Annotated in this window: 14 protein-coding genes and 1 pseudogene; 7 read left to right on the top strand and 8 right to left on the bottom strand. The window is 61.4% G+C overall.

Annotated elements, in window-relative coordinates; all coding sequences use genetic code 11:
- Positions 1-5: 5 nt before the first annotated feature.
- Positions 6-209 (top strand): annotated as a pseudogene (locus tag ACK9YZ_RS22495) (LysR substrate-binding domain-containing protein); the annotation flags it as partial.
- Here ACK9YZ_RS22495 and ACK9YZ_RS22490 read toward each other — a convergent pair.
- The gene (locus ACK9YZ_RS22490) at positions 188-1,771 is read right to left on the bottom strand and encodes a peptide chain release factor 3 (protein WP_216756783.1); all 1,584 of its coding nucleotides are present in this window, start codon (positions 1,769-1,771) and stop codon (positions 188-190) included. The pseudogene ACK9YZ_RS22495 and the gene ACK9YZ_RS22490 sit on opposite strands and share 22 nt — an antisense overlap.
- A gap of 90 nt (positions 1,772-1,861) precedes the next feature.
- On the opposite strand from ACK9YZ_RS22490, the gene dut reads away from it, so the two are divergent.
- Both dut and ACK9YZ_RS22480 read left to right on the top strand, forming a co-directional pair.
- Entirely contained in the window at positions 1,862-2,332 is a 471-nt protein-coding gene (dut, locus tag ACK9YZ_RS22485; RefSeq protein ID WP_416065230.1) for a dUTP diphosphatase, read from the top strand.
- A complete protein-coding gene (locus tag ACK9YZ_RS22480) occupies positions 2,329-3,222 on the top strand; it encodes a GNAT family N-acetyltransferase (protein WP_416065229.1) in 894 nt (297 codons plus the stop codon). Before dut ends, ACK9YZ_RS22480 begins: the two co-directional genes overlap by 4 nt.
- A 2-nt stretch (positions 3,223-3,224) precedes the next feature.
- Here ACK9YZ_RS22480 and ACK9YZ_RS22475 read toward each other — a convergent pair whose 3' ends face one another.
- The gene (locus ACK9YZ_RS22475) at positions 3,225-3,692 is read right to left on the bottom strand and encodes an Lrp/AsnC family transcriptional regulator (RefSeq protein WP_416065228.1); all 468 of its coding nucleotides are present in this window, start codon (positions 3,690-3,692) and stop codon (positions 3,225-3,227) included.
- Positions 3,693-3,799: 107 nt separating this feature from the next.
- On the opposite strand from ACK9YZ_RS22475, the gene ACK9YZ_RS22470 reads away from it, so the two are divergent.
- Positions 3,800-4,702 (top strand): DMT family transporter, encoded by a 903-nt coding sequence (locus tag ACK9YZ_RS22470; RefSeq protein ID WP_416065227.1) that lies wholly within the window; start codon positions 3,800-3,802, stop codon positions 4,700-4,702.
- Positions 4,703-4,723: 21 nt separating this feature from the next.
- Here the strand turns inward: ACK9YZ_RS22470 and ACK9YZ_RS22465 are convergent, their stop codons facing one another.
- On the bottom strand, positions 4,724-5,242 hold the full coding sequence (locus ACK9YZ_RS22465; RefSeq protein ID WP_416065226.1) for a Dps family protein: 519 nt from the start codon (positions 5,240-5,242) through the stop codon (positions 4,724-4,726).
- Positions 5,243-5,474: 232 nt separating this feature from the next.
- On the opposite strand from ACK9YZ_RS22465, the gene ACK9YZ_RS22460 reads away from it, so the two are divergent.
- Both ACK9YZ_RS22460 and cysK read left to right on the top strand, forming a co-directional pair.
- Complete coding sequence (locus tag ACK9YZ_RS22460) at positions 5,475-6,092, top strand: LysE family translocator (RefSeq protein ID WP_416065225.1); 618 nt, start codon at positions 5,475-5,477, stop codon at positions 6,090-6,092.
- 143 nt (positions 6,093-6,235) lie between these two features.
- A complete protein-coding gene (gene cysK, locus ACK9YZ_RS22455) occupies positions 6,236-7,198 on the top strand; it encodes a cysteine synthase A (RefSeq protein ID WP_216756777.1) in 963 nt (320 codons plus the stop codon).
- 126 nt (positions 7,199-7,324) lie between these two features.
- Here the strand turns inward: cysK and ACK9YZ_RS22450 are convergent, their stop codons facing one another.
- From ACK9YZ_RS22450 to rsmI, 5 genes are all read right to left on the bottom strand, one after another.
- Positions 7,325-8,857, bottom strand: coding sequence for a YifB family Mg chelatase-like AAA ATPase (locus ACK9YZ_RS22450; protein ID WP_216756776.1), 1,533 nt, complete (start codon positions 8,855-8,857; stop codon positions 7,325-7,327).
- 263 nt (positions 8,858-9,120) lie between these two features.
- On the bottom strand, positions 9,121-10,068 hold the full coding sequence (gshB, locus tag ACK9YZ_RS22445; protein WP_416065224.1) for a glutathione synthase: 948 nt from the start codon (positions 10,066-10,068) through the stop codon (positions 9,121-9,123).
- A 96-nt stretch (positions 10,069-10,164) separates the two neighbouring features.
- Complete coding sequence (locus ACK9YZ_RS22440; protein WP_183727810.1) at positions 10,165-10,668, bottom strand: cupin domain-containing protein; 504 nt, start codon at positions 10,666-10,668, stop codon at positions 10,165-10,167.
- Between the two features lie 134 nt (positions 10,669-10,802).
- Positions 10,803-11,171: a YraN family protein gene (locus tag ACK9YZ_RS22435; protein WP_416065223.1), complete on the bottom strand. Its 369-nt coding sequence runs from the start codon at positions 11,169-11,171 to the stop codon at positions 10,803-10,805.
- A complete protein-coding gene (rsmI, locus tag ACK9YZ_RS22430; RefSeq protein ID WP_416066791.1) occupies positions 11,164-12,078 on the bottom strand; it encodes a 16S rRNA (cytidine(1402)-2'-O)-methyltransferase in 915 nt (304 codons plus the stop codon). Before rsmI ends, ACK9YZ_RS22435 begins: the two co-directional genes overlap by 8 nt.
- A gap of 247 nt (positions 12,079-12,325) precedes the next feature.
- On the opposite strand from rsmI, the gene dnaN reads away from it, so the two are divergent.
- Positions 12,326-13,444, top strand: a complete 1,119-nt coding sequence (gene dnaN / locus ACK9YZ_RS22425) for a DNA polymerase III subunit beta (protein WP_416065222.1) — start codon at positions 12,326-12,328, stop codon at positions 13,442-13,444.
- The last annotated feature ends 30 nt before the right edge of the window (positions 13,445-13,474 follow it).

The following is a 13,474-nucleotide window of genomic DNA, read 5'->3' as shown; positions in this document are numbered from 1 at the left end:
AGCAGGGCATTACCATTCCGCCTACCTCCGTCTGCCACGACGCGCTGGGCGATGGCCGGCTGGTGCGCCTTCTGCCCGGCTGGACGGCGGGCAGCATCAGCACGACGATCCTCATGCCGCATCGGCGCGGACAATTACCGTCCGTGCGGGCGTTCGTCGAGTTCCTCGCCGAACGGCTGGCGGGTGATCAGGCGGCCTTGGCCGCGTGATATTCCTTGATCGCCACCATCTTGATCGCCGGATAGCGCTCCGCCTCGTAGCGCAGCGAGAAACCATCCTGCGCCAGAAAGACCGGGTCGCCATCCAGATCGCGGGCGATATCACCGCGCTTGACGGTCAGGAATTTGTCGAGTTCGGCAGCCTGGTCGGACGAAATCCATCGGCAGACGGAGAAGCGCGACATTTCGAAGGAGACCGGCAGGCCGTATTCGGCCATCAGGCGTTCCTTCAGCACGTCGAGTTGCAGCGCGCCGACGACGCCGACGATGGCGGGCGACCCATCCTCTGGCTGGAAGAGCTGGACCACGCCTTCTTCAGCCATCTGCTGCAGGGCTTCCTTCAGCTTCTTGGCCTTCATGGCATCTTCCAGACGCACGCGGCGCAGGATTTCCGGCGAGAAGTTCGGCACGCCCTGGAAAACCAGGCTTTCGCCTTCCGTCAGCGTATCGCCGATACGCAGCGTGCCGTGGTTCGGAATGCCGACCACGTCACCGGCAAAAGCCGTATCGGCGAGCTGGCGCTGCGAGGCGAAGAAGAATTGCGGCGCGGTGAGACCAAGCTGCTTGCCGGTGCGCGCAAGGCGCGCCTTCATGCCGCGCTCCAGCTTGCCGGAGCAGATGCGGGCAAAGGCGATACGGTCGCGATGATTGGGGTCCATGTTCGCCTGGATCTTGAAGACGAAGGCCGTCATCTTGTCTTCGGCGGCATGCACGGTGCGGATATCGGCCGTCTGGTCGCGCGGTGGCGGCGCGAACTCGCCGAGCGCGTTAATAAGGTCGCGCACACCGAAATTGCGCAGCGCCGAACCGAAGAAGACCGGCGTCATATGGCCTTCGAGGAAGGCTTTCCGGTCGAAGGGACGGCAGGCTTCGATCGCCAGCTCGACCTCTTCGATGAAGGCATCGCGCTCGTTTTCCGGCAGCCGGCCGGCGACACTCTGCGGACCGTTGACGGCGGTGACCTCGACTTCCGTATCGGAGCCGCGCACCGTGTTTTCCTTGAGATGATAGGAGCCGCAGAAGGTCTTGGAGCGGCCGATCGGCCAGGTGACCGGGGCCGTGTCCAGCGCCAGCTTCTCCTCGACCTCATCCAGGATCTCGAAGGGATCCCGGCTTTCGCGGTCCATCTTGTTGATGAAGGTGATGATCGGAATGTCGCGCATGCGGCAGACTTCGAAGAGCTTCAACGTGCGCGGCTCGATACCCTTGGCGGCGTCGATGACCATGACGGCGGCGTCGACCGCCGTCAGCGTGCGGTAGGTATCGTCGGCGAAGTCTTCGTGACCGGGCGTATCGAGAATATTGAAGACATTACCTTCATATTCGAAGGTCATGACCGAGGTGACGACCGAGATACCGCGCTCGCGCTCGATCTTCATCCAGTCCGAGCGGGTCTGCATGCGGTCCTTCTTCGCCTTCACTTCACCGGCAAGCTGGATGGCGCCGCCGAACAGCAGCAACTTTTCGGTGAGCGTCGTCTTGCCCGCGTCCGGGTGAGCGATAATAGCGAATGTGCGGCGGCGGGAGACCGCCTCGGCGAGACTTTCGGCCATAGTGTGAATCCTGTGGAATTGCCGCGTATCTAGCGATTAAAGCGCGCCATTGCAATTGACCTTGCGACACGAGGCGCGAAGTAATGCCGCATGATCCTTCACACCGATACTCGCCCAACCCTCAATCTGATCCGTTTGCCGAACGGCCATGGCCTCGATCTGCCCGCCTATGAAACGCGCGGTGCAGCCGGCATGGACCTGCGCGCGGCCATCGACGAGGACAAACCGCTGGTGCTGGCGCCCGGCAAACGCGCGCTCGTTCCGACCGGCTTCGTCTTCGAAATCCCTGAAGGTTTCGAGGGCCAGGTTCGCCCGCGTTCCGGCCTCGCGGCCAAGAACGGCGTCACCTGCCTCAATGCGCCCGGCACGGTCGACAGCGATTATCGCGGCGAAGTGAAGGTCATTCTCGTCAATCATGGCGAGGAGGATTTCACCATCACGCGCGGCATGCGCATCGCGCAGATGGTAATTGCGCCGTTCATCCAGGCTCGCATCGCCGAAGTCTCCGAGGCGACCGAAACCGCGCGCGGCGCCGGCGGCTTCGGCTCGACCGGCGTATGAGCGCCACTGAGACGACCGGCCTCAGATTCCGACAGGACTATTTCAGCGATCCGGCGGGCTGGGCCGCTCTCGTCTCCCTCCTCGACGATACATTCGGCATCGATATCGATCCGCTGCGCGAACTCGGCGGCGCGGATCCGACCAGCATGCCCTTCGGCTGGTTTACCGAGGGAGGCGTGCTTGCCGCCAATCTCTCGGCTTTCGCCATGCCTTTCGTCCTCAATGGCAGGTTGGTCAACGCGGCCGGACTTCAATCCGGCGCGGTCCGTCCGCCGTGGCGTGGCCGCGGCCTGTACCGCGATGTGACGCACAAGGCTCTCGGCTGGTGCGAGGCGCAGGGCTTCGAAGCGATCATCCTCTATACGGACAAGCCTGATCTCTACGAGCCCTACGGTTTCCGTTCGCTGCCTCTTCATAAATATGCCGGCCCTGCACCCGCCCCTGCAGGCTCCGCAGCATCGCGACCGCTGCAGCCGCGCGATGCCGGTGATCTTGCTCTGCTTCAGGACTTGCTGGCGAACCGCAAGCCGATTTCGGAGACGCTCGCCGTCGCCAGCAGCCCGGCGATGTTCCTCATCAACACGCAGTTCGATCCCGATGTCCGCCTTAGCTATCTGGAAGAGAGCAAGGCCGTCATCGCCTGGAAGATGCCCGCAGCCGGTCACTTCGTTCTTCTCGATGTGATTGCGACCGAAATCCCTCCGCTTGCCGCAATCCTTGCCGGTCTCGGCGTAGAGGCAACGACAGTCGAAACGCTCTTTCGTCCGGACAGGCTCGGCTGGTCCGGCAGGGCATTGCCTTACGAAGGTGGAACGCGGCTGATGCTGCGCGGGATGGAAGTCGTGAGCCTCGATCACCCCGCAATGCTCTCGCCAATGGCGGATTTCTGAGGCTATTTTTTCCGTATCAGCGGGGGAAGCCGGCGCTTGACCGGCGAGGACTTGATCATCGACGTATTGGTTTCCGCCCGCTCGGCCACCTTGTCGAGAATGCTGTCGAGCTCCCCCATAGAGCGGACGACGAGGCGGGCAATGAAACAATCGTCTCCCGTGACCTTGTCGCATTCAATGAATTCGGGCGTGTCCTGGATGATGCGCTCGACGATGTGGAGCTGGCCGGGCAGGGGGCGCACCCGCACAATGGCTTGAAGGGGATAGCCAATCGCCGCCGGATCGAGATGGATGGTGAAAAGCGTCACGACCCCACGTTCCTCGAGCCGCCGCAGGCGCTCCGCTGCGCTCGGCGAGGAAAGGCCTACAGCCTGAGCGAGCTCTTTTAGAGAAATACGCGAATTTCCTGCCAGCGCCTCTATCATTGCGCGGTCAATATCATCGACTGCCTGCATCTCGTTAGCCAACATGGCAAAAACTCCTAACAAGATTAGGTTTATCCAGCCTTTCCCTTTCTTATCTTATAGAAAATGCTGCGATGCCGCAATACAATTTCCGCTAACGAACGGAGATGGCTATGCAAGGCGATATCAGAAGAGGCACAGCGGAGATGACGGCAGCGATGCTGATCTCGGGAACGATCGGATGGTTCGTCGTCATGTCCGGCCAACCCGTCAGCGGCGTCGTCTTCTGGCGCTGCTTTTTCGGCGCCCTGACCCTGCTTGTCATCTGCACCGCCCTTGGGTTGCTGAGGCCCGGCGTCATCAGCCTGCGTTCGCTCGGCATCGCCATCTTCGGCGGCATCGCCATCGTTTCCAACTGGCTGCTGCTTTTCGCCTCCTATTCGCACGCCTCGATCTCGATCGCGACGACGGTCTACAACACCCAGCCCTTCATGCTGCTTGCACTCGGCGCGCTCTTTCTTGGCGAGAAAATCACGGGCACCAAGCTCTTCTGGCTCGGGCTTTCCTTCGCCGGCATGGCTGCTATCGTCGAGACGAAGCCGCAAGCCGATGCCGTCTCCGGCAGCTATGGTTTCGGTATCCTAATGGCGCTGGGTGCTGCTTTCTTCTATGCGCTGGCCGCACTTGCCGCCAAATGGCTGCGAGGTACACCGCCGCATCTGATCGCACTGATCCAGGTTTCGACCGGCATCGTCATGCTGGCGCCGATGACCGATTTTACGAACCTGCCCGTCGATATGGGAGCATGGCTGATCCTGATCACCGTCGGCGTCATCCACACCGGTCTCATGTATGTGCTGCTCTATGGTGCAATCCAGAAGCTGCCGACGCATCTGACAGGCGCTCTGTCCTTCATCTATCCGGTCGCCGCCATCCTGGTCGACCGCTTCGCCTTCGGCCATGCATTGCAGCCGATGCAGATCGCCGGGGCGGCGGTCATTCTGCTTGCCGCCGCCGGTATGAATCTCGGCTGGTCGCCGGGCAGGCTCGTTCGCCTGCCGGCGACAAGAAGCTAGGCTGTTACTTCGCCCTACTCGTTACTTTGATTGGCGCGTCGTTTCGAACAGGAACCAGGTGCGGCGTTCGCTTTGGTCGATCCAGTTCTCGATCAGACTGGCGGTCGCAACGTCATTATGTTCGTCGCAGACTTCATGCACTTGACGCAGGATGGAGACGAGGTGAAGGTTGTCTTCACGCAGCTCCGACAGCATGTCCTCAGGAGAGACATAGTCCGCATCATTGTCCGGGATACGCTGCTGGCGGGCGATTTGGCCGATCGAACGCAGCGTCGTGCCGCCGATCTTGCGGGCGCGTTCGGCAACCTCATCCGTCATGTCGAAAATCTGTTCTGCCTGCTCGTCGAGCAGCAGATGATAATCGCGGAAATGCGGCCCGGACATGTGCCAGTGGAAGTTCTTGGTCTTCACATAAAGCGTAAATACATCGGCGAGCAGCGCGGTCAGCGCAGCCGAGATATCGGTAATCGCGTTGGTCGGCAGGTCGGAAGGGGTCTTGAGCGGCAAACGTCTGCGGGCTTCGGCTGAGGTAGGCGACATGTATTCTCTCCTTGGTGATGAAAACCTTCTGCTCCGACGGCATCAGCGAAGCCGCGGCGGGCCGTGTCTGCGGCCGCTTGCAAGGGGAAAATAGCAAGGCCGGATCGGTTTCCAAGTAGATCATGGTTCAGCCGACCTATTCTTTATGGTGATGGACAGATCAGCGTCAGGCGATTGATGGAGCCGCCTTCGCGCGCTTATAGAGAGACTACCTTAAGCCAGTGGATTGAAGATGAGTCTTACCGTCCTGATCGCGTATGCCGGCGCCTTGTTCATCGCCGCCGCCATTCCCGGCCCTGGGATCACGGCGATCGTCGCACGTGCGCTCGGCTCGAATTTCCGCGAGACTTTCTTCATGGGCCTCGGTCTCGTGCTCGGTGACATGAGCTACCTGACCGCCGTTATCCTTGGACTCGCCTTCGTGGCACAGACGTTCACGGAGATCTTCCTGGTCATCAAAATCGCCGGCGCGCTCTATCTTGGCTATATCGCCTGGAAGCTTTGGACCGCCGGCTTGCTGCCGCAGGATATCGCCGCGAAGAAATCCAGCAGTGCCGGCATGTCGTTCCTATCCGGCCTGCTGGTGACGCTCGGCAATCCAAAGACCATGCTGTTCTACGTGGCGCTGGTGCCGACGCTGATCGATCTCGGCGGCATCGGCATGCGCGACTATCTCATGCTGCTCGCCGTCACCTTCGTAGTGCTGATGATCGTGCTCATTCCCTACATGATGCTGGCATCGCGCGCCCGCACGATGCTGAAGCGGCCACGCGCACTGCAGGCGCTGAACCGCGTCGCCGCCAGCATCCTGGCGGGCACGGCAGCCTTCATCGCCACTCGTGCAGCCTGAAATAAACATTCGGCAACGGACGGTTTTCAAAGGATTTTTTCTCCGGCTTAAGCGAGCGACGGATGAAGCCGCTCTGGTCTCATCACCAGTTTGACCCTATTCTCTCCGCAGATTTCAGAATGGATTTCAAAGGGAGAGCACCCATGTCGCACAAACCGGGCCGCGGCCGCATCTATTCCTCCATCACCGATACAATCGGCGACACGCCGCTCGTTCGCCTCGACAAGCTCGCCAAGGAAAAGGGCGTGGTTGCCAATATCCTCGCCAAGCTGGAGTTCTTCAATCCGATCGCCTCGGTGAAGGACCGCATCGGCGTCGCGATGATCGAGAGCCTGGAAACGCAGGGCAAGATCTCGCCCGGCAAGACCGTGCTGATCGAACCGACCTCGGGCAATACCGGTATTGCGCTTGCCTTCGCCGCCGCTGCCAAGGGATACCGGCTGATCCTCACCATGCCGGAGACGATGTCTGTCGAGCGCCGCAAGATGCTGGCGCTGCTCGGTGCCGAGCTGGTGCTGACAGAGGGGCCGAAGGGCATGAAGGGGGCGATCGCCAAGGCCGAAGAACTCGCCGCTTCGCTGCCCGATGCCGTCATCCCGCAGCAGTTCGAGAACCCGGCCAACCCGGAAATCCACCGTAAGACGACAGCCGAGGAAATCTGGAACGACACCGATGGCACGGTCGATATCTTCGTTGCCGGCATCGGCACCGGCGGCACGATCACCGGCGTCGGCCAAGTGCTGAAGAGCCACAAGCCGGATATCCGGGTCGTCGCGGTCGAGCCCAGCGATTCACCGGTACTGTCAGGCGGTACGCCCGGCCCGCACAAGATCCAGGGTATCGGCGCCGGCTTCGCGCCGAAGATCCTCGATACCAGCATCTACGACGAGGTCGTGACGGTCAGCAATGACGAGGCCTTCCAGCTGGCGCGGCTCGTCGCCAGGCTCGAAGGCGTGCCCGTCGGTATTTCCTCAGGTGCGGCGCTCACGGCCGCAATCGAGGTCGGTCGCCGTCCAGAAAATGCCGGCAAGAACATCGTCGTCATCATCCCATCCTTTGCCGAGCGGTATCTTTCGACGGCGTTGTTTGAAGGGTTGGGAAGCTGAGATGGGAATTCGTGAGTAGTGAGTATGAATGAGGCTGCCTTCAGTGCCTGCCGCAAATCACTTTGGCCGGCCAATCACCGATTGTGAGCCGCTACTCACTAATCACCGTTCACTAATCACCCAACCTCACGCCGCCGCTGTCAGCCGCGCGCCGGCGACGCGGTAAGAGATCGCTTCCGCAAGATGGATCCGACCCACGGTTTCCTCACCGTCGAGATCGGCAAGCGTGCGGGCGACCTTCAACACCCGGTGATAGCCGCGTGCCGAAAACTTCATCTTGTCGGCGGCATCGCGCAGCAACTGCAATCCCGCCGCATCCGGCTCGGCGAACTTCTCGATCATCGAGGTGGAGCATCCGGCATTGGTGGAAATACCGGTAGCACCTGCAGCGGCATAGCGTTCGCGTTGGATGTCACGGGCGCGGGCAACGCGCCGAGCGACATCGGCACTCGCTTCAGCCACCGCCGGCCGGATGAGGTCGGCGGCGGAAACGGCCGGTACGTCGATGCGGATATCGATGCGGTCCATCAGCGGGCCGGAAATGCGGGCCTGATAATCCGTCATGCAGCGCGGCCCTCGGGCACAGGTGTGGCCGGGCTCGCCCGCCATGCCGCAACGGCAAGGATTCATGGCTGCGATGAGCTGGATCCGCGCCGGATAGGAGACCCGGTGATTGGCGCGTGCGATGACGCATTCACCGCTTTCCAGAGGCTGACGCAGGGCATCGAGCGCCTGCGGCGTAAATTCCGGAAACTCATCGAGGAAAAGCACGCCGTGATGGGCAAGCGAAGCCTCGCCCGGCCGGGCGCGCAAGCCGCCGCCGATGAGGGCTGCCATGGTCGCCGAATGGTGCGGCGTGCGAAACGGCCTGCGGTCCGAGAGCTTGCCGCCGGAAAGCTGGCCGGCGATGGAATGGATCATCGAGACCTCCAGCAATTCCGCAGCCGAAAGCGGCGGCAGGATGGAGGGCAGCCTCGACGCCAGCATCGACTTGCCGGAGCCGGGTGGTCCGACCATCAGCAGATTGTGGCCGCCGGCGGCCGCCACTTCCAGCGCCCGCTTGGCACTTTCCTGCCCCTTGATCTCGGCGAGATCGGGAAGGTTGGCTGCATTCGGGCGAATGGATGGCTCCGGGCGTGAGAGTATCTGCGTGCCGCGGAAATGATTGGCGAGTGCGATCAGGCTGCGCGGCGCCAGAATGTCGACCCCGGAACCCGCCCACGCGGCCTCCGAGCCGCTTTCAGCCGGGCAGATCAGGCCCTTTCCGGTCGCATTGGCGCCGATTGCAGCCGGCAGCGCACCGGCGATCGCGGCAATCGTGCCGTCGAGGTTGAGTTCACCGACAACGACATAGTCGGACAAAGCGTCCGCCGGAATGGCACCGAGTGCGGCCATCAGGCCGAGAGCGATGGGCAAATCGAAATGGCTGCCCTCTTTGGGAAGATCGGCTGGCGCAAGATTGACCGTCACGCGTTTTGCCGGCAGCGCCAGGCCGGAGGCATGCAAGGCCGCCTGCACCCGCTCGCGGCTTTCCGCAACCGCCTTGTCCGGCAGGCCGACAATCTGGATTCCCATCTTGCCGGGAGCGACCATGACCTGGACCTCGACCGGCACACCTTCAATGCCCTGAAACGCAACCGTGCTGACGCGTGCGACCATGCCCTGCCCCGAAACCTCTACACCCCACCTATGAAGGCGGTCACAATCTGGCATGGAATTTGGAATAAAACAAGAACGATAAGCGAACGAATTCAGCTACCCGCTGCAATCAGATTGCGATCGGTTGTAAAGCCGGAACGAAGGCGATCAAAGGCGGAACACTTAGCGCATTTCCGTTTTCATCGAATCGCGGAAATTCTCTATCTCATTGTTTCTACACAACTCCGGGCGCATAACCGCTGCACGGTTTTGCTAAAATTACCCTAGCTGCGCTTGCGCTCGATGGCATCCCATAACAGGCTTGCGATATCGGCGCCGCCGAACTTCTTCACCTCGCGGATGCCGGTCGGCGAGGTCACGTTGATTTCGGTCATGTAGTCGCCGATCACGTCGATGCCGACGAGCAGGAAGCCGCGTTCGCGCAAAGCGGGGCCGATGCGCTCGCAGATTTCCTTTTCGCGCGCCGTCAGTTCGGTCGGCTCGGCGCGACCGCCGACATGCATATTGGAGCGGCTGTCATGCTCGGCGGGGACGCGATTGATGGCGCCGGCAAATTCGCCGTCGACGAGGATGATGCGCTTGTCGCCCTTGCGCACGTCAGGCAGGTATTGCTGGGCGATGAAAGGCTCGCGGAAGAGCTGGCCGAACATTTCAAGCAGTGAGGACAGGTTGCGGTCATCCCTGGTGGAATGGAAGACGCCGGCGCCACCATTGCCGTAGAGCGGCTTCAGGATGATGTCGCCCATCTCGTCGCGGAAGCGGCGGATCTCGCCCGGATCCTTGGTGATCAGTGTCTTCGGCATCAGGTCGGAAAATTCGGTGACGAAGATCTTTTCCGGCGAGTTGCGCACCCAGGCCGGATCGTTGACGACGAGCGTCTTCGGATGGATTCGTTCGAGCAGATGCGTCGCGGTGATGTAGGCCATGTCGAAGGGCGGGTCCTGGCGCAGCAGAACGACATCCATGGTCGAGAGGTCGACGCGTTCGGGCGCACCGAGCTCATAGTAGTCACCCTTGACGTCGCGCAGCACCATCGGCTCGACGGAAGCATAGAGCTTGCCGTCGCGGAAGCTCAGGCGTTCGGGTGTGTAGTGGAAGAGATTGTAGCCACGCGCCTGCGCTTCGAGGCTCATGGCGAAAGTGGAATCACCTGCGATATTGATGCCGGAGACATGGTCCATCTGGACCGCTACGTTCTTAATCTTGGCCATTTCCGTCCCTTGAGCTGATGCCGCCCAGATGTAGGTCGGTCAGGCATCAAACGCAACGGCAATCAATGGCTTCGGATGTTTCCGCGGGCGCTATTGTCAGGCGGCGATGCCGGTACCGCCGCTGTTGCGCAAGAGGTTGCGCAGGCGGTAGGCGATGGCGAGCGGCTTTGGGAAAGGCTTACGCAGGAAGGCGACCTTACGGACGTAATTGTCGACCCGCCAGTTCGCCCAGGTGCCGCCGGCGAAGAAAGCGACATCGCCCGCCTGCAGTGTACGCTCTAGGCCGTCTTCGGTGGTGACGTGCACCTCGCCTTCGAGGATCATCACCGTCTCGTCCCATCCGAAACGCCAGCGGAATTCACCTGATGTGCAATCCCAGATCGCCGTTAGCGAGGCCTCGTCATGGCCGCGGGAGTGTTCCGCCGTGCGCGCCTGCGGATTGCCGCTGATGATCCAATCCGGATTGATCGGCGTCGGCTTCAGCACCATCCGGTCGCTTGCCTGCGCGACGAAAGATTTGCCTGATGGCTTCAACGCGGCATAAGGCACCGACCGCGCAGCCGTCGCTGCGGCTGTTGCAAGCATCATCTTCCAGGCCATGAATTACCCCCAGTTGCTACCCCTAGCTGCGCTGTGGATAGCAAAAGAGTCATAAAAGCCCGTTCAAGCAGACGCTAAAACTTTAACGAAAGCTTGTTCGCCAGTTTTAGGCGCCTGCGGAATTTAGCGCCTCCCTAGAAAGCGTCCGGGAAATGACGGGGCAGCTTCCCCGGCAATATCGCAACGATATCATAGCGCTGTGAGAGCTGGGCATAGTCCCGCTGACGGGCAAGCCAGAGATCACTTGCGGCCCGGATACGCTTTTGTGAGCCATAGGTGACGGCATCCACCGCGCCCATTTCGTCGACGCGCGCCTTGACCTCGACAAAGACGGCCAGATCCCCCTTGCGGGCGATAATATCGATCTCGCCGAGCTTTGTCCGGTGCCGCAGGGCGAGAATACGGTAGCCTTTCAGCATCAGGAAAATGGCGGCAATATATTCCGCCGTCCAGCCGCGGCGCAGCGCCTTTCTTCTGCGGAGCGTCGCCTCGCCGTCAGCCATTTTCCGCCTTCATGTCGAGGAGCTTCTGGTAGAGCACCTTGCGCGGCAGACCAGTCAAGCGAGCAGCCTCGGTTGCGGCCTTCGCAGTCGGCAGGTCTTTTGAGAGATCGGCGAGAACCGCGTCAACGTCGGCTTCGGTAGCGGCCCGCTTTTTCGGCGGGCCGATCACCAGCACGATCTCGCCCTTCACATTGTCATGTTCTTCATAGTGGGCTGCGAGCTCGGCAAGCGTGCCACGGCGGAATTCCTCATAGGTCTTCGTCAGTTCGCGGCAGACCGACGCCTCGCGTTCGGCGCCGAGCACATCGGCAGCGGCCAGCAGCGTCGCGCCAATGCGATGGGGTGATTCAAAGAAAATCAACGTGGCTGGTGCGGCTAAAAATTCCGCGAGCCGATCGCGGCGCGCCTTGTCCTTGGTCGGCAGGAAGCCGGCAAAGAGAAAGGCATCGTTCGGCAGGCCTGAACCGACGAGGGCGGCAAGCGGCGCCGAAGCACCGGGAATGGGGATAACGCGGTAGCCCATCTCGATCGCCTGCTGCGCCAGCCGATAGCCGGGGTCGGAAACGAGCGGCGTGCCGGCATCGGAGACAAGCGCCACCGACTTGCCGGCTTCGAGCGCCTGCAGCAATCGCGGCCCGGCCTCATCGGCATTGTGCTCATGATAGGCGAAGGGGCGGTTCTGGATGCCGTAACGATCAAGCAAAACGCGGGTAACGCGGGTATCTTCGCAGGCCAGGACATCGGCACCGGCGAGCGTTTCCAGCGCCCGCAGCGTGATGTCACCGAGATTGCCGATCGGTGTGGCGACGAGATAGAGAGCCGATTCGAGCGGGCGCGCCGGCACCGCAATATTGTGCAGGCGAAAGCCGCGCCGGGCGCCGGTTTCCGCTGTCGTCTCTTCCGTCATGTCACTCACTTTCGTCCCGCCGGGCTCTGCCCTTTATGGGCGAGCGGTGTCACTTCGACAAGGGGCGCAATTTCTGTGAGCATTGCACTGCAAAACGGCATTTGCAGGCCTGTGGACAGCCATACCTCTTGCAATCGCCAGCAAAGTTCTGCCATTTTGCCCGTCCACTCCCCTCTCCCAAAGGGGAAAGCAGTGACGCGGCGCTTGCAGGCGCCCGGACAATAAAGGTCGAAAGCGGTAGCATCCCATGCGTATTACTATTGAGCGGTCAAACCTTTTGAAGTCGCTGAACCACGTGCATCGCGTGGTCGAACGCCGCAACACGATCCCGATCCTGTCCAACGTGCTTTTGAAGGCGGACGGCCAGAGCCTCGACATGAAGGCGACCGACCTCGATCTCGAAATTACCGAAGCGACGCCTGCCAATGTCGAGCAGGCGGGTGCCACCACCGTTCCCGCCCATCTCCTTTACGATATCGTGCGCAAGCTTCCCGATGGCGCGGAAGTCCTGCTCGCGACCACGCAGGACGGGGGCTCGATGAACGTTCAGTCGGGCCGCTCGAAGTTCTCGCTGCAGTGCCTGCCGGAATCCGATTTCCCTGACCTGACGGCCGGTACCTTCACGCATTCCTTCAAGCTGAAGGCAAGCGACCTGAAGATGCTGATCGACCGGACACAGTTTGCGATCTCCACCGAAGAAACCCGCTATTATCTGAACGGCATCTTCTTCCACACGATCGAAAGCGATGGCGACCTGAAGCTGCGCGCCGTCGCGACCGACGGCCACCGTCTGGCCCGCGCCGATGTGGATGCGCCTTCCGGCTCGGAAGGCATGCCGGGTATCATCATTCCGCGCAAGACGGTCGGAGAATTGCAGAAGCTCGTCGATGTGCCGGATGCGATCGTCACCGTCGAAGTCTCCGACGCCAAGATCCGCATCACCATCGGCTCCATCGTCATGACCTCGAAGCTGATCGACGGCACCTTCCCGGACTATCAGCGCGTCATTCCGACCAACAACGACAAGGAAATGCGCGTCGACTGCACGAGCTTCGCCCAGGCCGTTGACCGCGTCTCGACGATTTCCTCCGAGCGCGGCCGCGCCGTGAAGCTCGCGCTCTCCGATGGTCAGCTGCTGCTCACCGTCAACAACCCGGATTCCGGCAGCGCTACGGAAGAAGTCGCCGTCGGCTACGATACGGATCCGATGGAAATCGGCTTCAACGCCAAGTATCTGCTCGATATCACCGCGCAGCTTTCCGGCGACGAAGCGATCTTCCTGCTGGCGGACGCCGGTTCACCGACACTCGTGCGCGACACCGCCGGTGACGACGCCCTCTACGTGTTGATGCCGATGCGCGTCTAAGCGCGCGTCGCATTTATTGTCGAAACTTTT

Source organism: Rhizobium sp. ZK1 (assembly GCF_047782645.1).
In the GTDB taxonomy this organism is placed as follows: Bacteria; Pseudomonadota; Alphaproteobacteria; order Rhizobiales; family Rhizobiaceae; genus Rhizobium.
Note: the sequence above shows the minus strand (reverse complement) of the source record. Positions and strands in the feature narration are given on the sequence as shown.

Excerpts from the sequence above, each read along its gene's own strand:
- ACK9YZ_RS22490 (WP_216756783.1), bottom strand. The coding sequence starts at position 1,771 with ATGGCCGAAAGTCTCGCCGAGGCGGTCTCCCGCCGCCGCACATTCGCT.
- dut (WP_416065230.1), top strand. The coding sequence starts at position 1,862 with ATGATCCTTCACACCGATACTCGCCCAACCCTCAATCTGATCCGTTTG.
- ACK9YZ_RS22480 (WP_416065229.1), top strand. The coding sequence starts at position 2,329 with ATGAGCGCCACTGAGACGACCGGCCTCAGATTCCGACAGGACTATTTC.
- ACK9YZ_RS22475 (WP_416065228.1), bottom strand. The coding sequence starts at position 3,692 with ATGTTGGCTAACGAGATGCAGGCAGTCGATGATATTGACCGCGCAATG.
- ACK9YZ_RS22470 (WP_416065227.1), top strand. The coding sequence starts at position 3,800 with ATGCAAGGCGATATCAGAAGAGGCACAGCGGAGATGACGGCAGCGATG.
- ACK9YZ_RS22465 (WP_416065226.1), bottom strand. The coding sequence starts at position 5,242 with ATGTCGCCTACCTCAGCCGAAGCCCGCAGACGTTTGCCGCTCAAGACC.
- ACK9YZ_RS22460 (WP_416065225.1), top strand. The coding sequence starts at position 5,475 with ATGAGTCTTACCGTCCTGATCGCGTATGCCGGCGCCTTGTTCATCGCC.
- cysK (WP_216756777.1), top strand. The coding sequence starts at position 6,236 with ATGTCGCACAAACCGGGCCGCGGCCGCATCTATTCCTCCATCACCGAT.
- ACK9YZ_RS22450 (WP_216756776.1), bottom strand. The coding sequence starts at position 8,857 with ATGGTCGCACGCGTCAGCACGGTTGCGTTTCAGGGCATTGAAGGTGTG.
- gshB (WP_416065224.1), bottom strand. The coding sequence starts at position 10,068 with ATGGCCAAGATTAAGAACGTAGCGGTCCAGATGGACCATGTCTCCGGC.
- ACK9YZ_RS22440 (WP_183727810.1), bottom strand. The coding sequence starts at position 10,668 with ATGGCCTGGAAGATGATGCTTGCAACAGCCGCAGCGACGGCTGCGCGG.
- ACK9YZ_RS22435 (WP_416065223.1), bottom strand. The coding sequence starts at position 11,171 with ATGGCTGACGGCGAGGCGACGCTCCGCAGAAGAAAGGCGCTGCGCCGC.
- rsmI (WP_416066791.1), bottom strand. The coding sequence starts at position 12,078 with ATGACGGAAGAGACGACAGCGGAAACCGGCGCCCGGCGCGGCTTTCGC.
- dnaN (WP_416065222.1), top strand. The coding sequence starts at position 12,326 with ATGCGTATTACTATTGAGCGGTCAAACCTTTTGAAGTCGCTGAACCAC.